This window comes from Kitasatospora sp. A2-31, from assembly GCF_022288725.1.
In the GTDB taxonomy this organism is placed as follows: Bacteria; Actinomycetota; Actinomycetes; order Streptomycetales; family Streptomycetaceae; genus Kitasatospora.
This window is the reverse complement of record NZ_JAKNTA010000005.1, coordinates 207,659-227,979: the sequence shown is the minus strand read 5'-3', so window position 1 is coordinate 227,979 and position 20,321 is coordinate 207,659. Positions and strand designations below refer to the sequence as shown.

Here is a 20,321-nt window from a genome sequence, read left to right as displayed (position 1 = left end):
GAAGGGGCAGCCCGTGCGAGGTGGATCCATAGCCGTGGTCGGCGGCAGCATCGCCGGGTGCGCGTTCGCGCGGGCGGCCGTCCGGGGAGGTGCGGAGCAGGTCGTGGTGCTGGAGCGCAGCCCCGGCCGGCTGGAGGACCGCGGCGTCGGGCTCTGCGTCCTGGACCCCCGGTACGAGGAGCTGGTCCGGGCCGGCCACCTGGACGACGGCATCCGCCACCACCGCCTCGTCCTGCGTCGCTGGCTCACCCGCGAGGCGGCTCCCGCCGACGGAGCCGGCACCACCGACCCGCGCGGGCGGGTGCTCTGGGTCCAGGACCTCGGCTTCCGCTCCTACCACTGGGGCGTGCTCTGGCAGGCCCTGCGCGAACGCGCCCCGGACGCCGCGGAGTTCCGGCTCGGCGAGGCGGTCACCGCCGTCGACGCCACGGCGGTGGAGGACGGCGGCGAACCCGCCCGGGTGGAGACGGCGGCCGGCGGGCGGGAGGCGTACGACCTGGTGGTCGGCGCGGACGGCTACCGCTCCCTGGTGCGCGAGGCGCTCTGCCCGAAGGCCGCCGACCCGGCGGCCCGGCCCGCGTACGCCGGCTACGTCTGCTGGCGCGGCAGCTTCGACGCCCGGTTACTGGACGACCTGCCCGACGGCGCCGCGCCCTGGCCGGCGGACGAGATCATCACCGTCTGCTATCCCGGCGGCCAGGTGGTGCTCTACCGCATTCCGGGCCTGGAGCCCGGCTCCACCCAGGTCAACTGGGTCTTCTACGCCCCCACCCCCGCCTGGCTGCCGCTGGACGGCCCGACCAGCGTGCCGGCCGGCACCCTCAGCGGCGCGCGGTTCGCAGAGCTGGCCGCCCTGGCGGAGCGGCACCTGCCGCCCTACTGGGCCGCCGTGGTCGCCCTCACCCCGCGCGAACGGACCTTCATCCAACCGGTCTACGACCTGGACGTCCCACGCCGCACCGCCGGCCGGCTGCTGCTGGCCGGGGACGCGGCCAGCGTGGTCCGCCCGCACAACACCAGCGGCGTGGTCAAGGCGCTGCAGGACGCCTGGGCCTTCGAGGAGGCCTGGCGGTCCGCCGACTCGTGGACGGAACTGCTCTGCGCGTACGAGCGCGACCGCGGGCCGGTCGGGCGCGAGACGGTCGAGCTGGGCCGGCGGCTCGGGCGGGCGCAGGTCACCGAGGCGCCGGACTGGGCGGTGATGGACGGGCCCGCCATGGTCGACTGGTGGCACCGGCAGCTCGGCGGCGGAGGCGTGTTCGGCGGCCACGCACTCGCGCAGCCGCCGACCGGACGTCAGGCCCCGTGAGCCGCCGCCCCGAACCTCAGACGTTCACGCCGTAGTCGGTGGCGATGCCGCGCAGGCCGGAGGCGTAACCCTGGCCGATGGCGCGGAACTTCCACTCGGCGCCGTTGCGGTAGAGCTCGCCGAAGACCATCGCGGTCTCGGTCGAGGCGTCCTCGGTGAGGTCGTACCGGGCGATCTCCTGGCCGTTGGCCTGGTTGACGACCCGGATGAAGGCGTTGCGGACCTGGCCGAAGTTCTGCAGCCGGGCGTCGGCGTCGTAGATCGACACCGGGAAGACCACCTTGGCCACCTCGGTCGGCACGGCGGCGAGGTCGACCTTGATCTGCTCGTCGTCGCCGTCGCCGCCACCCGTCAGGTTGTCGCCGCTGTGCTCGACCGAACCCTCGGGGCTGCGCAGGTTGTTGAAGAAGACGAAGTGCTGGTCCGACACCACCTTGCCGAGCGCGGTGCAGAGCAGCGCGCTCGCGTCGAGGTCGTAGTCGGCACCCGTGGTGGTGCGCACGTCCCAACCGAGCCCGACGATGACGGCGGTCAGCCCCGGCGCCTCCTTGGTCAGCGAGACGTTCCCACCCTTGGCCAGCGAAACTCCCACGATGCCCTCCTCTGTCGCTCTCCTGGCGGAGAATCTACAGCACTGTAGAGATCACGAGAATCCGCCCGATCCGGTTCCCGGGGCGCACCCGACTCATCGTGCGCCGGGCACTCACGGCCTCACTCACTGCACGCCGGCGCTCAGGTCGCGCCGGTTACTCACGCCGCACCCGCCGCGATCAACTCCGCGACGTGCGGCGGCAGCAGACACGCTTGCCGGGCCAACAGCTCGACGAAGGCCGCCGTCAGCGGGTCCGGCCGGGTGCGGGTGTACGCCACCAGCGGGCGCCGCACGGGTGGCTCGGGGCGCCGGACCACCCCGTCGAACCCCACCGGCACGATGTTGGCCGGCACCAGCGCCGGCCCCAGCCCGGCGGCCGCGAGCAGCGGCGCGGCAGCCGTCTGCTCGGTCCGCACGGCGGCGCGCGGGCGGAACCCCGCCTCCGCACAGGCCCTGTCCACCAGGTCGGCGAGGCCGTTGCCGGGCGCGTAGTGCACCCAGTCGCGGTCCGCGAGGTCGGCCAGCGGGACGAACCGACGGTCGTTCCCGTGCCCCTCCCCCGCGGGAAGCGCGAGCACGAACTCCTCGACCCCGAGCTCCCTGATCGGCCCCTCCCAGTCCGGCGGCGTCGTCCCGACCGCGACGTCGGCCTGACCGGCCGCCATCGCCGCGCGCAGCTCGTCGTTGTGCGCGAACTCGCGCAACCGGATCCGCACCCCCGGATGGTCCCGCCGCCACGCCCGCAGGACCGGCGGAAGGATGCCGAGCCCGACCGAGTACACCGTGGCCAGCTCCAGCTCACCGCCGTCCAGCCCGGCCGTCAGGCGGGCGGCGGCCCGCAGCCGTTCGGCATCGGCGAGCGCCGCTCGGGCGTGCGGGAGCACGGCGCGCCCCATCGGCGTCAGCCGCACGGCCCGCGGCAGGCGCTCCAGCAGCGTGCCGCCGACGGCCTTCTCCAGCGCGCGGACCTGGTGCGAGAGCGCCGGCTGGGTGACGTGCAGCAGCTCGGCGGCGCGGGTGAACGAGCCGGTGTCGACGACGGCCACCAGGTACTCGAGCTGTCGGAGCGTGGTCATGCAGCCAGTTTATGGCTAGGGGTGAAAACAAGCCTTGGACGCATCACGGCTGGTCGACGCAGGGTTGAGCCCATGACCACTGCACTCCCCACGCCCCAGTCCTCCGCCCTCCCCCTCGACGGTCGCCGTGTCGTCGTCGTCGGCGCCGGGTCTAACACCGGCCGCGCCCTCGCCCGCGCCGCGTCCGAGGCCGGCGCCGAACTCGTCCTGGCCGGCCCCGACCCGCGCAAGCTGGAGTGGACGGCCGGCGAGCTGTCCGGCAAGGCCGAGGTGGTACCGGTGGACCTCGCCGACGAGACGTCGATCGCCGCCCTCGCCACGGCCACCGGCCGCTTCCACCACCTGGTCTCCACGGCCGCCATGCCCGCCAACGGCCCGCTCGCCGAGCTCGACCTCGCCGACGTCCACCGCGCGTTCGCCGCCAAGGTCTACGGCCCGCTGCTGCTCGCCAAGCACCTCGCCGCCCAGGCCGCGACCGACACCCCCGAGGGCGCGTCGTTCACCTTCTTCTCCGGCGTGGCCGCCTGGCGCCCGGCCCCGGCCCGCACCGTGATGGCGACCACCAACGGCGCCCTGGCGTTCCTCGTCCAGGCACTCGCCGTCGAGATCGCCCCGGTCCGCGTGAACGCCGTCTCCCCCGGCATCGTCGACAGCGGCGCCTGGGACCGCCTCGGCGCCGACAAGGACCCGTTCCTCCGCTCCGTCGCCGACCGCAACCCGGCCCGCCGCATCGGCACCCCCGCCGACCTCGTCCACGCCACCCACTTCGCCATGACCAGCCCCTTCGTCACCGGCACGGTCCTCCACGTGGACGGGGGTGGGCGCCTGGTGTGATAGGCCTCAAGTGGTCGGTCAGCAGACGGCCTGATCAGGGGATTTGCAGTCGGCACCCCCTTGATGACACCAGCCGTCGACGTCGCCGAAGGTGACGGGGGCGATCCCGGAGAGCTCTGGGATCGCCCCCGGCTCGGCCCGCATCACCGTTGCCGAAGCGCCGATGGGGTAATCGACCAAGCCTCGGCCGTGACTGGACCCCGCTATGCCGGCATGACCCGCCACAGGTTCTTCCCTGCATCCCATACCGCCCAATGCTCCAGAGGCATCCTCGGGAGTCCGGCCAGGTGGGGATTCGCTTGAGCGATGTGCGAGTAATGGACCAGCCTGGGCTCGGGTCCCTCTCCCTCTCCACTGAACGCCTGAATGTCGCCCTCGTCATCCAGGAAGACCGATTCCACCTGCGCCCCACCGAACACGCCCTCGGACACGTACGCGACGTCGCCATCTTCCGGTAGATAGAAGGGGCCAAGACCTTCCGGGATTCCGATATCAGAGTCCAAGAATTCGATCATTTCACACCCTCGCCCATCAGGTGCAGGAGCAACGTCAGTCGCCCCTCACCACGGCCCAGGAACCATCATCGCTGTCGCGAAGTGCCCAATTGCCTTTCCTGAGACCAGGAACCGCCGCAGCAAGGTCGGGCTGGCCGGGCACGTGCTCGAAGTGGATCAGCACGGGGCCCTCCGGGCCGGACTTGTCCTCCTCGGAGAAGAACTGCCACGAGCCGTCGCGATCCCTGCAGACACTGACCACTTCACTCCCCTGTGAGACCGAAGTGGAGACGTAGACCTTCCGCCCCGGTTCGACCTCGCCAAGGCTCTCCACTTCCAGCCTGACGTGGCGACTAAACAGGAACCTCATACCAGCTTCCGAAGATCACGTGAATTCCGACGGGTCCGAAACCTGCCAGCGGTCTCGCCCCAAGCCCGCCCGACGATCCTATCGCCCACCAGAACGGGCAAGCGGCCCTGCTCCAGATGAGTAACTCCGAAGCAGGACCGCTCGCCCTCGCGCGTCATGCCGTTCCCGGCACCTCCCGGGCAAAGACGTTCAACTCGGCGGCGCCCACCGGATCCTCCCCGGCCACGTATTCCGCAACGATCTCCTCGATCCGAGAGACGAACCGAAGACGGATCCTGAACGGGATCGCCCCCTTGTCTCCCGAGACGAAGGACATCCTGAGCTGACCGGCCTGCCCGTCGAACCAGGCATAGACGACACCCGGCCGACCGGTTCCGTCCGACTGGGCGTCCGCCGCCCATTCGTCCATCGCCCGACTCAACGCCGCGGCGATCCGCACCGGATCAGCGTCACGGAACCCGTCCACCAGCCGGGGGAAGTACTCAGGGTTCTCGATGGCCACTTCGTGGACGTTGGCGCCTCCACGCCAGACGCTGAGACCCATCACCTCGTCAATGCGCTCCAGAATCTCTGAGCGATACATGACAGGCATGCCGATTCCTTCGTAAATGACAGACCCGTAGGCTCGAAAATCCACCGATCCAGCCGCGGCACTGACGTTACTAGACACCGCGGTGAGAGTACGGCCACGCTGGCACACTCGGGCCTAGGGCGCCGCCCATCGGGACGCCCCCGCAGCGCTTTCCACACCGCGACCTTCTCATTCCGCAGATGCAGTGAAGCCCCCGCCCTGGTGGGCGGGGGCCTCCTGCGGGCAGCCTCTATCTAGTCAGTCGGCCCTACACATCGTACTGCGTTGAGATGTTGCGACCTCCGGACTCCGCGACAAATCGTTCGACTGCCGCGACCACCCTAGAAACTTCGATGGAATCAAGGCCATCCGAAGGAAAGCACTCCACCAGCCAATCCTCCGAAGGGTCCTCCCCTTCGGCAATCTCGATCTCCCAGTCATCTGAAGCAATGAACTGAGGAATCGAGTTGAAGACGCCAAGAAAGTCGCAGATCTTCTGTGACAAAACATCACCGTCGAGCGGGCCGGAAGCGGACACCTGAATAGACACTTGACCCCTTGCGATTAGGTCATGAAACAATCCTGCAATGGATTATATCATCTACGCCTTGCATGAGCGCTCATGGCGTTCCTCTGGATGTTGGAACATGCCAGGCAGTGCGGCAGGAGCAACTGGTGACGACTGTTCAGAAGCCCTTGCTTCTTAAGAACCGCATTGGCCGGCCAGTGATCAGGAATCCAGTTTCCGGTCTTGGTCCCCGCAGACGCCGCACCACACCGGTGGCAACCAAACCTGTTACCTATGCCATTGACGGCGGTGCGGACATCCTTTCTGAACCGCTGGGCGCTACTTGGAGCCTTGATTGCCTTCTTTGCAAAGGGACCCGGCATGAAGATGCCATCCCCGTTCCGCATTCGCACCGGAAGCTTGCACTCCGGGTAAGACTCGTTGTGGACCAGCGCATCGATGTCACCGAGCGCCACCACAAAGGTGTGAAGGTCTCCGACCGCGAGGTTGACGACAAACTGGTCGGCAACCCAGCCGCGATCCTGAACAGCGTAGACGACGTGAGCGTTCCCATCGGAACCCACCATGCTGTCGCCCGGCCGCACCTCCTCGGCCTTAGTCCAGCCACGATCGGCGATCCAAACCGGATGCTCGGCGGTGACCTCCAGGTACCCATTGGCAGGGTCCGCATCATTGTCAATCTGAATGAGATGCTTGCTGCCGAAGCCGGTGATTACCGCCAGAACGGGCTTTGCAGTCGACTCGCCCGTCTCTGGGTCTATGGCATCCACATAGTCGCCGACTTGAAGTGAACTGATCGGCAGATAGGTCCCATCTGCCATCAGCACGGGTGTATCGGGGCTAAAGGAGTTACAGCCGGACTTTCGGAATACCGCTCTTGCCGCTGATGCGATCCTGCCGCCCGAGCGAGCAGCTGCACGAGTGGTCTTTGCCACCGTCGCCGCGACCTTGACTACGGGGCCGGCGCCGACTGTCTGGGCGACGGCCGTGATCGCCATTTCGGCGGCCTTGGCCCAGTTGCCCGTGGCCGCGTAGGACACCGACGAGACCGCCGCTGCCACCGCGCCGATGGGGCCGGGGATCATGGACGCGACTTCGGCGACGACCGCGACGACCTGGACCGTCTTCTTCAGCCACTTGGGCATGCCCCAGTTGCCGTCGAGGTCGGTGCAGTTGACCGGGTCGCCGGTGCAGTAGTCGTACGGGCTGGCGTTGCCGCCCGGCATCGGGTCGATCTGCAGGAAGCGGCCCAGGGCCGGGCTGTAGAGGCGGGCACCCATGAGGATGTCGCCGTCCTGGGCCTCGGCGGAGCGCTGCTTGCCGCCGAGCCAGCCGTAGCGGACGTTCGCCTGGCCGTCCTGCGGGATGCCGAACTCGTCGAAGTCCAGCACCACCGGCTTGGTCAGCGCGGTGTCGGTGGTGATGACCACCGAGCCGAACAGGTTGGTCAGCTGGAGCTGGACGTCACCGGTCTTGCTGGTGGTGGCGGCCAGGTCCGCGTCCGGGCCCGAGACGTTGCGGGTCAGCGTGCCCTGGGTGGTGTCCTCGATGGTCCAGCGGACCTCGTCGGAGTCGTCACCGTAGTGGTTCAGCTTCGACGTGGCGTTGGCCCAGGAGCCGTCGGCCTGCTTCTTGCTGGTGGTGAACGCGGTCAGGCGGTGCGCCGCGTCGACGGCCCACTCCTGCTTGGTGTCCCCCTTCTCCTGCGCGGCGACGCGGTCGTTCGCCCAGTAGGTGTTCGTGGCACCGGTCGCGGTCTTCACCGTCCGCCCGAAGGCGTCGTAGGTGAAGCCGTTGTCGGTGAGCCGGTCGGCGCTGTCGTATGTGTGGTTCTCCGCCGTGGCCCCACCGGTGCTGCACTCGCCGGCCGCCCCGTGCGGGGAGGTCTGCTTGGACAGGCGGTTGGAGTGCGCGTCGAACGCGTACTGCCGGGTGACGCAGCCGGTGGCGACCGTGGACTGCTCGGCCTTCACCAGCCGGCCGAGCCGGTCGTACCGGTAGGAGCGGGTAGCGGTGGAGCTGGTGTCCTTGGCGACCTGGCCCTGGGTGGAGATGTCGGTGGTCTGGGCCCAGATCACCTTGTTGTCGGACGTGCGGGTGTAGGTGCGGCTGGTCGCCTCGCCCACCGCATTGGTGGTGTCCTTGCGGACGATGCCACCGGGGTAGGTCTGCTCGACCAGCTGGCCGTCCGGACCGTACTTGGCGGTAAACTCGCCCGCCACGCTGTCGGTCACCGAGGTGACCAGCCCGCGCGGCTCCTTGACCCGGTCGTAGGCGTAGGTGGTGGACCCGGTCGGGTCGCTCACCTTCACCGGCTTGCCGTACTTGTCGAACTCCGTGGTGGTGGTACCGCCGTCGGCGTCCGTGTAGGAGATCAGCCGGCCCAGGACGTCGAGCACGCGCACCAGCGACTTGCCGCCCGCGTTCGTCTTGACGATGTCACCCGTGGCCGGGTCGTACTCGGTGGTGACCTTCGGCAGCGCCTGGCCCTCGTCCGAGGTGATCTCGGTGGAGGTGATCCGGTCCGCACCGTCAAAGGTGGTGACGGTCTTCCGGCTCTTGCCCGCGTTGGACTCGGTGGTCTCCTCCGCCTCGCCGAACGGCGAGTAGCGGGTGACCCGCTTGACCGGCAGGGTGGTCGGCATCCGCGACGCGTCCGCCCCGGTCACCGCGCCGCCCGGCATGGTCACACACGGCAGGCCCGCCCACTCCGGACGGTTGGCGCACGCCGCGTCATCGGCGTTGGCACCGGCGGTGTAGAACACCGACTTGACCGTGCCCGCGTCCGCGCCGTTCGAGCCCGGCTTGCGGGACTCCAGCGCGCGGCCCGACGCGTCGTACTTCACGTACGACGTCAGGTTGGCGCCGCCGGTGGCAGCGTCGGTGGTGACCGACGTCGCCGTCTTCAGCGTCCACCCGGAGGTGCCGCCGATCGGCGTGCCGTAGCCGGTCTTGGTGACCCGCTTCTCCACGTCGTCGGCGTAGCCCTCGATGCGAGCGCCGTCGGTCGCGGTGGTGACCAGGTGGTAGGCCTGGCCGTCCGGCTTCCCCTCGTCGTAGGTGTTGGTGTTGTGGTCCCGCGCCACCACCGACGTGCCCGCCGGCAGGGTCGGGTTGAGCGTCGTCTTGGTCAGAGTGACCGTGTCGACGCCGGTGTGGAACCGCTCGCCGACCGTGTTGGCGTTGGTGCCGGTGACGGTGAGCTTGAGCTCGTGGTCACCGCGGGTCAGGTGGACGGCCTGGCCCGTCGCGTACGGCGCCACAGCGCCGGTCGCAGCGTAGGTGTCGATCGGCTGGCCGACGTTCTGCCCGTCGATCGCCCACTGGATGACACCGTGGTCGTTGAACTTGGTCAGCTGACCGCTGAGGAGGTAGTCACCCTCCTCCGGCACGCTGACGCGCACACTGTCGAACGCGCCCGCTTGAGTACCGCGGATGCTCAGGTGAGCGCCGCCCGACCAGGTCAGACCACAGCAGTTGTTGTCGACCTGCACCCGGGTGTTGGTGCCCAGCTGCGGGAGCTTCTCGGCCTCCGACGTCACCGTGACCGGCGCGGACTGCCCGGCGACCTCCTCGGCGAGGGTGGCCCGGTAGGCCGGGGCCAGGGTCTCCAGGACGTCCAGGCCGTCGGCCGAGTACGTCGTCCGCGAGTCGAGCAGACGCGCCCGGGACGCGGAGTCCGAGGGCAGGTTCAGCTCGGCCGCGAACTTGTCCGCGTCCGGGTGGGTCCCCAGCGCGATAGAACGGTTCGTCGCCTCCAGGGTGCGGACGGCGTGGCCGTAGCGGTCGTACTCGGTGGTGTCGATGTCTCCGCCGGGGGTGACCGACGGGGTCGCGGTGTTGACCTCGTTGCCGGAGGCGTTCAGGTAGTGGACGGTGGCCGGCTTGTAGCCGTCCGGACCGGGCTTGACCGCCGAAGCGGTGTTGGCACCCGGGTCGTCCTCCGGCCCGAACACGGCGGTGGCATCGGTCGGCGCATCGGTCTGCGCCCACTTGGCCACGTCCGCGCCGGCCAGGTCGTACGGACCGCCGGCGCCGCGGGTCAGCGGCACCTCGTAGACCACCGAGGTCGCGATCTCGCCGTTGACCTGGTTCTTGCTGCCGGGCACCAGGGTGCTCCGGCGGACCTTCAACAGCCGGCCCGGATCCTGGTCCGCAGCCGCCTTGCCGTAGTCGAAGCTCCACGGCAGCTCGCCGGCGGCGGCGATGCCGGTGACCCGGCCGTCCGCGTCGTAGCTGTACGTGGTCTTCAGCGGCTGCGCCAGGCGCGGGTCCCAGACCTGCGCCAGCCGGCCCTTGTCGTCGTACGCGTAGTGCGCGACCTCGACGGCCTCCTGCTTGGAGGTCGCCGGGTTCCACGACCAGACCTTCACCGAGCGGATCCGGTCGAGGTAGTCACCCGGGGTCGCGGCCGTGGCGGTGGTCGCCTTGGCGTAGTCGTACTCCGAGACCTCGCAGCCGCGCGGCAGCGGATCGACCGTGCAACCGTTGACGTCGTCGACGCCCGGCTCGACCGCCGGGATGACGCGCTTGACCAGCGAGCGGCCGTCGGTCGTGTCGTACTGGTAGCGGGTGGTCGACGCGGCCTCCGGCCCCGTCTCGCTCACCACCTGGTAGATGCTCGAACCAGCCTGGCGGGCGAAGACGGTCTTGGAGCCGTCCAGCTCGCTCAGCTCGTACGTGGTGCCGGCGGTCTGGACGTCCCAGATCTGCCACGCTCCGGCCCAGCAGACCCAGATCGAGGCACCCTGGTCGGCGTCGAGGCACTTGCCCGAGTGACGGTTCATCACCGTGCCGTCGGTGCGGACCTCCCACTGCTGGTTGTCGCCGCCGTTGCAGCCCCACAGAGTGAGCGGCGTGGCGTTGCCCGTCTGGCCCCAGGGGTTGTCGAGGCAGTAGCCGAGCAGGCGCAGGGTGAGATCGTCCCCACGGGTCCACTGCTGGTTCGCCGCGCCCGTGCACGCCGCAGGCTGCAGCCTGGCACCGTTGCCGGCCGCGCCGTTCGGCACCTCCAGACACTGACCCGTGGCCGGCAGCACGATGGCGCCGGACTTGGCGGACACGGCCTTGAGGGAGAGCGACTCGGCGCCCGGCTCGGGGAAGAAGGTGCCGTCGGTGCCCTTGGCGAAGGTCAGCGAGGTGTCGTCGTTGCCCTTGATCTCGACCAGGTCGGACTGGGGGAACGAGAGCGAGCGGTAGTCGGAGCCGGTACCGGCGTCCGGGCCGCCGGCCCACTGCGGACCGAACGGGGCGACGATCTCCTTCAGCGACAGGTCGTCGAAGTAGACCTCCTTGCCGCTTCCGCCCGGGTTGCCGTTGTAGAGGCGGAACCACGCCTCGGTGGCGTCCGTAGGGACGACCATGTCCAGCGTCAGCTGCTGCCAGCCATCGGTGAACGCGGCCTTCGGGGAGGCCGTCTCGCCGTAACCGGCACCGGTCCGGTAGACGCCGACCAGGCGCAGCCCGCGGTTGGCCAGCGGGTTGTCGAGACCGGTGGCGCCGGGAACGTAGATCCAGCCGGTCAGCCGGTAGGTGCGCCCGGGCTTCATGCCGTTGCCCATGGTGTACTCCGGGCCGAGCGCGGCGAAGGAGTCCCAGGTACCGGAGCCGCCGGGAACTACCAGCAGCGAGTCGGTGGAGCTGTCGTGACCGCGCGCGGTCGAGCGCGAGAGGGTGGCCTCGCCGGCGGTGAAGCCGGTCAGGTCGGTGCCGATCTGGCGCTGGTTGACCGTCAGGCGTTCGCCCTGCGGCTGCCAGCCGCGGCCGAGGTCGCGCGAGGAGGTGGTGCGGGCCACCGACATGCCGAACTCGTTGGCGTCCGTCACATCGGTGGAGTAGTCACCGGTCAGCAGGTTGACCGAGCCGGGACCGACGGAGGTGCCCGCCGCGCCGTCGGCGTTGCGGTCCACCGTCATGGTGTTCCACACCGTGGCGTAGCCGTTGCCGGAGCCGTCCTCGGGGAAGAGCAGGGCCCGGACCTGGACGACACCGCCGATGTTGCCGAGGGTGTCGAGCACGTTCCAGTTGGCGTGGGTGCCGAGGTCGGTCAGCCGCGGCTTGTCCTCGGCGACCGGGGTGTTGTCGGCCTTGGTGAGGTTGGTGCGCGGCACGTTGTACTCGGTCGCGCCCGGCCCGCGGCGGTACTGGTAGACCACCCGCTTGAACTGGGACTGCGCGTCGACGGAGAGCTTGACGCGCTTCGCGGCCTGGGTGCCGTTGACCGGCGAGCTCATGCCCGCCTGGCCCACCTGGAAGGTGTGCGTGGCCGGCGGGGACAGGTTGCCCGCGCGGTCCTTGGACTGCACGCTGAGCACGCGCCGGCCCTCGGTGGTCGGCGTGATCGACGTGGTCAGAGCCCCGGTGGCCGCGACCGTCACCGGCGTTCCACCGTCGAGGGTGTAGACGTAGGCCGTGGTGTCGTCGGTGCCTGCGGCGGGCGAGAAGGTGAACGAACCCGGCTGGTTGGCCGTGCCGTGCCAGAGGCCGTCGGCCGGATAGTCGGCCGAGCTGACGAACGGCGCACCCGGCTTGACGGTGTCGGCGACCACGTAGGTGCCGACCCAGCCCGACTGGCCCTTGCTGTCGTCGAGCATCGCCCAGATCGAGTACTGGACTCCCTCGTCGAGCCTGGCGATGCCGTAGTCGGAGGGGCGGACGGTCGCGATCGCGCCGTTCGGGGTGTCCTTGACGATCCGGCCGACGAAGGTCCCACCTCGCCACAGGTCCAGGGTGATCTTCAGCGAGTCACCGTCGACATCGGCGGCCTGCACCTGAAAGCGCGGGTTGGGGTCGGAGGTGTAGCGCGGGTTCCCCTGCTGGGAAGGCTGCACCTCCACCGTCGCCGGGGTCGCCGGGATGGTGTTGTACGTGATCGACAGGTACGGCGGGGCTCCGCCCTCGGCCGAGCTGAACCGCTTCCACGACAGGTTGCTGGACTCGTCCGCAGCCTTCAGGCCGATGCCGTAGTCGTGGTAGCCGAAGCCGGCCCAGTACTTGACCAGGTCGGTGACGTTGGCACGGGCCCAGGCGGTGCCGTCGGAGCCGGAGCACTCGTGGGAGTCGGCTCCGCCGTCGGCATCCCAGGTGTCGTTCGAGGTGGCGTACTTGGTGCCCCAGGACGGCTGGTTGTTCCAGCGCGTCCACCAGGCAGCTCCGCCGGCCTCCCAGACCTCCCACTGCTTCGGGACGCAGGACGAGGAGTGGTAGTTGTACAGGTTCAGCGTCGCGCCGAGGATCTGCTTGCCGTTGAAGTCCGCGCCCGGGAAGGTCAGGAACGAACGGGCCACGACGCTGCCGTCGTAGCTGCCCAGCTTCAGGTCCTCGGATGCGGAGGCGTCGAAGTTCTCGTTCGTCTGCACGTACGTGTCGTACGTGGGGTCGACGTTGACGATCGGGTCGACCGTGACCGGGTACTGCGTCTTCGGCGCGGCGAGGAATGCCGCGTCCGGGGTGAAGACCAGCTCGGTGTCAGCGCCCTGGCCCCGCACCTCCATGGTCACCGGACCCCTGTTGAGGTGCTCCTGCGAGGCCGGGTCGACCACGGCGTCCCACATCACCGGAGCCGGGATCTTCACCGCGAGCTTGCCGGACGCCTTGTCCAGCAACTGGATGGAGCCGTCCTGCTGCGGCGCCACCGACATGCCCGTGGTGTCCAGCGGAATCGTCAGGGTGCCGGCCTGGGACACCGCCGAGCGGTTCTTGACGATCAGGAACTGCTCGAAGCCGGTGCGGGTGGCCTGCAGGACCAGGTCCACGCCGGGGCGGGCGTCGACGTAGGTGGCCTTGTTGCCCTCCAGCTTCGGCTTCGGCAGCTTGCCGAGCCAGCCGAAGCGGACCTGCTGGTCACCGGAGCCGATCTTCACCAGCTCGCGCTCGACAGGAGCCTGCGGCTGGGCCGGCTGCGGGTCGGCGGCCGGTGCGGCGGCGCGGGCACCCGCCCGGGAGGCGCGCTCGGTGGCGTCGGCCGTGGCGGCCACCGACGGCGAAGGACTCGCCGAGGCGCTCGGCGCCGCAGTCGGCGCCGCGGACGCTGCCGCGGGTGTAGGGGCCGCTCCGGCAATGGCGCTCGGGGTGGCCGAGGTGCTCGCGTTCGGCACAGCAGACGTCGAGGCGCTGGCGCTGGGCGCGGCGGACGGCAGCGCAGACGGGCTGGTCATGGCGGACGGAGTCGGCGTGGCGGACGGGGACGCCGAGGCGGACGGCAGGCTGTCGCCGACCGTCACGCCGGCGTCGCCGCCCTCGAAGACCAGGCCCTCGGGGTGGGCCTTCGGGGCCACCTTGCCGTCCGGCGTCTGCACCAGGGTGGTGTCGACCGGCACCCACGCCTCGCCGACCTTCATCCGGATCGGGCCGGTGGAGCGGTCCGAGGTCAGCGTCCCGTCCGCGTTCGCCCACAAGGTGGTGAACTCGGTCCGGGCGTTGGTGACCTCGATCCGGTGGCCCTGGAGGCGGGCCGCGAGCAGTGCGGAGGCCTCGTCGGGCGCCTCGGTCGATGGGCTGGCGGGCGGCGTCTGCGGATTCGGTGCCGCTTGGGCCACCGGTGCCGTCATGGCGTCGAGCGCGACACCGGCCTGTACGAGCAGACCGAGCGTCAGAACCGCCGATATTCGGCGCATCCAGCGCGAAGAAAAGGCCCCGCCGGAGTAACCGGACGAGGCCAAGGAGCGTCGTGACATCAAGACTCTCTCAAGAGATTACCAAGGCTTCTCATGGCATATTCAAAGCCGAATGACAATCTCTCATTCTCAGCCGACACCCATTTACCAATCGGGATGACAATTCCGTAACGGATCACCGGCGCGCTGCAACTCGCACTGTTTGTCGCGATTGACCGTCTTGTTGTGATTGCTGCGCTTGGCCTGCAATCAGAGCAATTCCTCGGGCTCCGCCGTAGACTGACGGGACGGCGGCGGAACGCCGCGCCCGCTCCGGTCCCCGCCCTCCGCGCGGCGACTTCCGGGAGGCCCCCATGCGCCAGCGGCACAGCTTCCACCTCGACCGGGGCACCCACTCGGTCACGGTGAACGTCCGCTCCGGCTGGATCACCGAGACGGAACTGCTGGTGGACGGCAAGGAGCTCGCCTTCCATCGCGTCCATGGGCGCGGCGTCTACCCGCTCCCGCTCTCGGCTCAGCCGACCGGCGAGTCACCGGTGCCGCTGTCCGTCCGGCTGGAGCGGACCGGAGTCCCGGAGCACCCGCTCGCCTGCGTGCTGGTGCTGGACGACACCACCCACCCGATGCCGGAGCGGACGGGCCATTGAGCCCTCTGAGCCCCTCAAGCCCGGCCGAGCCGGCGCAGGACGCAGACGCACCACTTCGCCCGAACGACGTTCCGTGATTCCAGGAGGCACGATCACTCACCCAGAATGCGCAATCACGGCGGAAGTTGACTATTTATCAGAACGGCCTGACGGTCATTCGCATGCAGAGGCTGCCGCAGCCCGAGAATCCCCCTGGAAAACTACCGGCCGGTAGTCGACAGGAGTTCTGCGACGGCCGAGCGCGCCCGGTCGGCGTCCTCGGCCACCAGGCCTATGCGGGTCCGCCGGTGCAGCACGTCGTCGGCGTCCAGGGCCCCCTCGTGGGACATCGCGTAGGCGACCTCGGCGCGGGTCACGTCCAGGCCGTCGGCGATCGGCGCCAGGTCGCCCGCCGCGAGGACCTCGTGGGCCGCGCCGCCGTGGCGGGCGAGCAGGGAGTCCGGGGCGGCGGCCGGGGCGGGCCGGCTGTCGCGGTGGGCGGGCGCCCCGACCAGGGGCAGCCGGGACGTCCAGCAGGCGCGGGCGGACAGTCCGCGCAGCCGGACGGCGGCGTCCACCGCGTCCTGGGCCATCCGCCGGTAGGTGGTCAGCTTGCCGCCGACCACGGTGATCACACCCTCCGGGGACTCCAGCACGGCGTGCTGGCGGGAGAGGTCGGCCGTGGCGCCGTCACCGGTGTCGATCAGCGGCCGCAGGCCGGCGTAGGCGCCGCGCACGTCCGCCCTGGTCAGCATCGTCCGCAGGGCCGCGTTGACGGTGTCGAGGAGGAAGGTGATCTCGCCGTCGGTCGGCTGCGGCTCGTCCGGGATCGGGCCGGGCGCGTCCTCGTCGGTGAGGCCGATCGCCACCCGGCCGAGCTGCTGGGGCAGGGCGAAGACGAAGCGGCTGGTGGATCCGGGCACCGGGACGGTGAGGGCGGCGGTCGGGTGGCCGAGGGCCGCCGCGTCGACCACCAGGTGGGTGCCGCGGCTGGGCCGCAGCCGGATCGACGGGTCCACCTCGCCCGCCCAGACGCCGCTGGCGTTGACCACCGCGCGGGCGGTGAGGGTGAGCGACTGCCCGGTGAGGCCGTCGATCAGCCGGGCCGAGGTGCCGGTGACCTGCTCCGCCCGCACCCGGGTGAGCACCGTGGCGCCGTACTGCGCGGCCGTCCGGGCGAGGGCCACCACGAGCCTTGCGTCGTCGACCAGTTGGCCGTCGTGGGCGACCAGGCCGCCGGACAGTCCGTCGGTGCGCACGCCGGGCACCAACTGGCGGGCGCGCCCGGCGTCGACCCGGCGCACCCGCGGCAGCAGCGCGCCGGGCGTCCCGGCGCTCAGCCGCAGGGCGTCGCCGGCGACGAAGCCGACCCGGACCAGCGAGGCCTGCCCGGGCCGCATCAAGCCGTTGATCAGCGGCACCAGTTGGGGCATCGGGCGGACCAGGTGCGGGGCGGTACGGGTCATCAGCACGCCGCGCTCGACGGCGCTCTCCCGGGCCACCCCGACCCGGCCGGAGGCGAGGTAGCGCAGGCCGCCGTGGACCAGCTTGGAGCTCCAGCGGCTCGTCCCGAACGCGAGGTCGCGCGCCTCGACCAGGACGGTGCGCAGCCCGCGGGCGGCCGCGTCCAGGGCGGCTCCGGCCCCGGTGACGCCGCCGCCGATCACCAGCAGGTCGACGGCGGGCGCGTCGGCGAGGGCGTCCAGTTCCAACACCCTCCGTCGGGCGTCGAGTCGGGTGGTTCCGGCGTAGGGCCCGGCGGTGGTCGTCATGGCGCGAGGTGTCCGTTCGTTCGGCGGATGCGGTGGGGTACGACGGATGCGGTGGCGGATACGACGGGATGCGGTGGCGGATGCGACGGCTACGTGGCGGATGCGGTGGTGGCGGGTGGGGGGCCCGTTCCGGTCGTCAGGCCCGCGCCGGAGGCGGGCCCATCAGGGCTCCGGGGACCCCGGCGGTCAGGGCGCGAGGTAGCCGTCCAGGGCGCGGGTCAGTTCGCGCCGCCAGGCCGCCTCCGGCAGCAGGGCGGCGACCATGCGGTGGGACTGGACGGTGGACTGGGCGATCAGCAGCACCATCGCGGCGAGCTCGACCGGCTCGCCCTCCCTGATCGAGCCGTGGGCCTGCCCCTGCTCGATGCCGGCCCGCAGCGCCTCCAGCAGCCCGCGCTGGCTGGTGCCGAGCCGCTCCACCACGTACTCGAAGAGCGTGTCGGAGTCGGCCGAGCGCAGCAGCGCGCCGAGCACCGGGTGGTCGCGCAGCCGGACGGCCACCTCGACCACGCCGTCGACGAAGGCGGCCCGGTCCTCGCCGGCCAGCCGGACGGTGGCCTGGGTGGCGCCGATCTCGCGGGTCAGCAGGGCCCCGATCACCGCCCGGACGTCGGGCCAGCGCCGGTAGACGGTCGGGCGGCTGACCCCGGCCCGGCGGGCGATCTCGGACAGCTGGGTCCGCCGCACGCCGAGGTGGACGATCAGCTCGGCGGCGGCGTCGAGGATCGCGTCGTCGGTGCTGCGGGGCTGCGGCGGCTGCGGCTGCAAGTGCGGCTGCGGCTGCGGCTGGCCCTCGCGGTCGCCGTGAGCGTCGGGAGCGTCGTTACTACTTGACATGATGTGTGAAACTGTAACGCATGGAACCCGAGACGCAAGCAGGACCGGCCGGCGCCGCGCTGCCGCTCCCCCCGATGAAGTGGGACGCCTGGGGCGACCCGGCCCTCGCCAAGGAGCTGTCCGCCGACGTCAAGGCGCTGCTGGCCGCCGCCCTCGGCGTCACCGGTGACGCGGCGCCCGGACCGAGCGCCGACGAGGTCCTGCTGCACCCCTCGCGGCTGACCGCCGAGGACCTCAAGGCCCTGGCCGCCGTGGTCGGCGAGGCGCACGTCAGCGCCGCCGACGCCGACCGCCTCCCCCGGGCCGGCGGCAAGTCCACGCCCGACCTGCTGCGCCGCCGCAGCCGCGAGCCGCAGGACGCCCCGGACGCCGTCGTGCTGCCCGGCAGCGAGGACGAGATCGCCGCCCTGCTCGCCCTCTGCGCCGAGCGCCGGATCGCCGTCGTGCCGTTCGGCGGCGGCACCAGCGTCGTCGGCGGCCTCGACCCCGAACGCGGTGGGCTCGCCGCCGTCGTCTCGCTCGACCTGCGCCGCTTCGACGCCCTGCTCGACCTGGACGAGACCTCCGGCGAGGCCGTCCTGGGCGCCGGCCTCACCGGCCCGGCGGCGGAGGCCCTGCTGGCCGAGCGCGGCTTCGAACTCGGCCACTACCCGCAGAGCTTCCGCTTCGCCACCATCGGCGGCTTCGCGGCCACCCGCTCCTCCGGCCAGGACTCCGCCGGGTACGGGCGGTTCGACGAGATGGTGCGCGGCCTGCGCGTCGTCACCCCGGTGGGCGTGCTGGACCTCGGCCGCGCCCCCGCCTCCGCCGCCGGCCCCGACCTGCGCGAGCTGTTCCTCGGCTCCGAGGGCACGCTGGGGATCATCACCGCGGTGCGCGTGCGGATCCACCCCGTCCCCGCCACGAAGGCCTACGAGGCCTGGTCCTTCCCGGACTTCGCGACCGGCACCGCCGCCCTGCGCGCCGTGGAGCAGCAGGGCACCGGGCCGACCGTCATCCGGCTCTCCGACGAGGCCGAGACCATGGTCAACCTGGCCATGACGGAGAAGATCGGCGGCGAGCCGGCCGTCACCGGCTGCCTCGCGGTCACCGTGTTCGAGGGCACCCCCGAGCAGGTCGCCACCCGCCACGAACTGACCAGGGCGGCGCTGCTGGCCGCCGGCGGCACCTCGCTCGGCGAGGCACCGGCCCGGGCGTGGGAGCACGGCCGGTTCAACGCGCCGTACCTGCGCGACTCGCTGCTCACCGCCGGCGCGCTGTGCGAGACGCTGGAGACGGCCACCGACTGGCGCCGGCTCCCCGACCTGCGGCTCGCCGTCACGGCGGCGCTGACCGAGGCCCTGCCCGGCGCGCTCGTCCTCTGCCACATCTCGCACGTCTACCCGACCGGCGCCTCGCTCTACTTCACCGTGGTCGCCGCGCTCGGACCGGACCCGCTGACCCGGTGGGCCGGCGCCAAGCGCGCCGCGTGCGACGCGATCGCGGCCCAGGGCGGCACCATCACCCACCACCACGCCGTCGGCGCCGACCACCGGCCGTGGATGACCGACGAGGTGGGCGAGGTGGGCGTGCGGATCCTGCGCGCGGTCAAGGCCGAGCTGGACCCGGCGGGCATCCTCAACCCGGGCAAGCTGATCCCGTGAGCGGCCGGAGAACCATCGCCCGCGTCGTTCTCCTCACCAATCCGGCTGCGGCCGCCGGCCACTCCGAGCCGGCGGCCCGCCGCGCCGAGGCCAGGCTGCGCGCCCTGGGCGTCGAGGTCGACGCCCGGGCGGGCGGCTCGGCCGAGGAGTCGCTGGACCTCGCCCGCACCGCGGTGACGCGGGGCGGGTGCGACGCGCTGGTCGTCGTCGGCGGCGACGGCATGATCAACCTGGGCATCCAGGCTGCGGCCGGCACCGACCTGCCGCTCGGCGTCGTCCCGGCCGGCACCGGCAACGACCACGCCCGCGCGTACGGCCTGCCGCGCGACGAGCCGGAGGCGGCGGCCGAGGTGATCGCCGCCGGGCACACCCGGACGGTGGACCTCGGGCGGGTCACCGGCCCCGACGGCACGGCGCACTGGTTCGGCTCGGTGCTCGCCAGCGGCTTCGACTCCCTGGTGAGCGACCGCACCAACCGGCTGCGCTGGCCGCGCGGCCGGATGCGCTACAACCTCGCCATCCTGGTCGAGTTCGCCAACCTCCGGCCGCTGCCGTTCCGGATCACCCTCGCCGACGGCACGGTCGTCGAGCGCGACCTCACGCTCGCCGCGGTCGGCAACACCGGCAGCTACGGCGGCGGCATGCTGATCTGCCCCACCGCCGACCCGGCGGACGGCCTGCTCGACGTCACCCTGGTCGACGCCATGCCGCGGCGGCGGATCGCCCGCTTCTTCCCCACCATCTTCAAGGGCACGCACGTCGAGCACCAGGAGGTCACCACCCACCGCACCGCGTCGCTGCGGATCGAGTCGCCGGGCATCACGGCCTACGCGGACGGCGAGTTCATGGCGGCCCTGCCCGTGGACGTGGCGGCCGTGCCGGGCGCGCTGCACCTGCTCACCCCGGCCGGTCCACCCGCTCGGTAGCACCCGGCCCGGTAGCACCTTGGCCAGGTAGCAGCCGCCCCGGTGCCACCGCCGGTGAGGCGCCGACCTGCGGTTCAACCGTCGCCCGCCGGCACCGGCGCGCGCTCCCCCGCGGATTCCGCCGACG

General features: G+C 71.2%; 14 protein-coding genes. 5 read left to right on the top strand and 9 right to left on the bottom strand.

Annotated elements, in window-relative coordinates; translation table 11 throughout:
• Positions 1-13: 13 nt before the first annotated feature.
• Positions 14-1,309 carry an FAD-dependent monooxygenase gene (locus tag MCM47_RS15910; RefSeq protein ID WP_238862272.1) on the top strand — a complete coding sequence of 432 codons (1,296 nt, stop codon included), beginning with the start codon at positions 14-16 and terminating at the stop codon, positions 1,307-1,309.
• A gap of 16 nt (positions 1,310-1,325) precedes the next feature.
• On the opposite strand, the gene MCM47_RS15905 is transcribed toward MCM47_RS15910, so the two are convergent.
• Complete coding sequence (locus MCM47_RS15905; protein WP_238862271.1) at positions 1,326-1,901, bottom strand: TerD family protein; 576 nt, start codon at positions 1,899-1,901, stop codon at positions 1,326-1,328.
• 158 nt (positions 1,902-2,059) lie between these two features.
• Positions 2,060-2,977 carry a LysR family transcriptional regulator gene (locus MCM47_RS15900; protein ID WP_238862270.1) on the bottom strand — a complete coding sequence of 306 codons (918 nt, stop codon included), beginning with the start codon at positions 2,975-2,977 and terminating at the stop codon, positions 2,060-2,062.
• A 72-nt stretch (positions 2,978-3,049) separates the two neighbouring features.
• Here MCM47_RS15900 and MCM47_RS15895 point away from each other — a divergent pair, with 72 nt between their 5' ends.
• The gene (locus MCM47_RS15895; RefSeq protein ID WP_238862269.1) at positions 3,050-3,811 is read left to right on the top strand and encodes an SDR family oxidoreductase; all 762 of its coding nucleotides are present in this window, start codon (positions 3,050-3,052) and stop codon (positions 3,809-3,811) included.
• Positions 3,812-4,014: 203 nt separating this feature from the next.
• On the opposite strand, the gene MCM47_RS15890 is transcribed toward MCM47_RS15895, so the two are convergent.
• From MCM47_RS15890 to MCM47_RS15870, 5 genes are all read right to left on the bottom strand, one after another.
• A complete protein-coding gene (locus tag MCM47_RS15890) occupies positions 4,015-4,326 on the bottom strand; it encodes a hypothetical protein (protein ID WP_238862268.1) in 312 nt (103 codons plus the stop codon).
• Positions 4,327-4,360: 34 nt separating this feature from the next.
• Positions 4,361-4,675 carry a hypothetical protein gene (locus tag MCM47_RS15885; protein WP_238862267.1) on the bottom strand — a complete coding sequence of 105 codons (315 nt, stop codon included), beginning with the start codon at positions 4,673-4,675 and terminating at the stop codon, positions 4,361-4,363.
• A gap of 154 nt (positions 4,676-4,829) precedes the next feature.
• Complete coding sequence (locus tag MCM47_RS15880; RefSeq protein ID WP_238862266.1) at positions 4,830-5,345, bottom strand: hypothetical protein; 516 nt, start codon at positions 5,343-5,345, stop codon at positions 4,830-4,832.
• 169 nt (positions 5,346-5,514) lie between these two features.
• Positions 5,515-5,796, bottom strand: coding sequence for a hypothetical protein (locus MCM47_RS15875; RefSeq protein WP_238862265.1), 282 nt, complete (start codon positions 5,794-5,796; stop codon positions 5,515-5,517).
• A gap of 47 nt (positions 5,797-5,843) precedes the next feature.
• Positions 5,844-14,390, bottom strand: coding sequence for a DNRLRE domain-containing protein (locus MCM47_RS15870; protein ID WP_238862264.1), 8,547 nt, complete (start codon positions 14,388-14,390; stop codon positions 5,844-5,846).
• Positions 14,391-14,743: 353 nt separating this feature from the next.
• Between MCM47_RS15870 and MCM47_RS15865 the strand changes: the two genes are divergently transcribed.
• Positions 14,744-15,037: a hypothetical protein gene (locus MCM47_RS15865; RefSeq protein ID WP_238862263.1), complete on the top strand. Its 294-nt coding sequence runs from the start codon at positions 14,744-14,746 to the stop codon at positions 15,035-15,037.
• Between the two features lie 200 nt (positions 15,038-15,237).
• On the opposite strand, the gene MCM47_RS15860 is transcribed toward MCM47_RS15865, so the two are convergent.
• Both MCM47_RS15860 and MCM47_RS15855 read right to left on the bottom strand, forming a co-directional pair.
• Entirely contained in the window at positions 15,238-16,788 is a 1,551-nt protein-coding gene (locus MCM47_RS15860) for a glycerol-3-phosphate dehydrogenase/oxidase (RefSeq protein ID WP_238862262.1), read from the bottom strand.
• Between the two features lie 186 nt (positions 16,789-16,974).
• Positions 16,975-17,625: a TetR/AcrR family transcriptional regulator gene (locus tag MCM47_RS15855; protein WP_238862261.1), complete on the bottom strand. Its 651-nt coding sequence runs from the start codon at positions 17,623-17,625 to the stop codon at positions 16,975-16,977.
• A gap of 20 nt (positions 17,626-17,645) precedes the next feature.
• Here MCM47_RS15855 and MCM47_RS15850 point away from each other — a divergent pair, with 20 nt between their 5' ends.
• Positions 17,646-19,268 (top strand): FAD-binding oxidoreductase, encoded by a 1,623-nt coding sequence (locus tag MCM47_RS15850; RefSeq protein ID WP_238862260.1) that lies wholly within the window; start codon positions 17,646-17,648, stop codon positions 19,266-19,268.
• A complete protein-coding gene (locus MCM47_RS15845) occupies positions 19,265-20,194 on the top strand; it encodes a diacylglycerol kinase (RefSeq protein WP_238862259.1) in 930 nt (309 codons plus the stop codon). The genes MCM47_RS15850 and MCM47_RS15845 overlap by 4 nt, the downstream gene beginning before the upstream one ends.
• Positions 20,195-20,321 lie beyond the last annotated feature (127 nt).